Source organism: Parasedimentitalea denitrificans (genome assembly GCF_011813015.1).
Lineage (GTDB): Bacteria > Pseudomonadota > Alphaproteobacteria > Rhodobacterales > Rhodobacteraceae > Parasedimentitalea > Parasedimentitalea denitrificans.
Map to the genome: position 1 here is coordinate 1 of NZ_QHLQ01000032.1, position 473 is coordinate 473.

1 protein-coding gene is annotated in these 473 nt (G+C 51.0%); it reads left to right on the top strand.

The genetic code is table 11. The features are described from left to right. The coding region (locus DL239_RS19735) for an integrase core domain-containing protein (protein WP_167685819.1) at positions 1-304 on the top strand (304 nt) is incomplete at its 5' end. Positions 305-473: the final 169 nt, after the last annotated feature.

Genomic DNA, 473 nt, shown 5'->3' on the forward strand with positions numbered 1-473 from the left:
GAAAATGGATCACGTTCGCGGCGCACCGTTCCATCCACAAACTCAGGGCAAAATTGAGCGCTGGCATCAAACGATGAAGAACCGGGTTCTACTGGAGAACTACTATCTGCCCGGTGATCTCGAGCGCCAGATCGGGGCGTTCGTCGATTACTACAACAACGAACGCTACCACGAGAGCCTGAACAACGTCACACCGGCAGACGTCTATTTTGGGCGCGACAAAGCCATCATCAGAGAAAGGGCAAAGATCAAGAAACTGACAATCCAAAACCGCCGCTTGCAACACCAAAAACAAGCCGCATAATCAATCACACTAACGAACCAGAGCCTCCAAAGCTCAATCCGCTCTGATGCCCCATTTTATATGACGACGGACATCCTTCGACCAACCGAATGATCTCAAGCTTCTCAGATGCAGGATACCTCATTCGTGGTCGTCCCCACCGTCGAACATGCTTTTTTTGAGCAAGCGG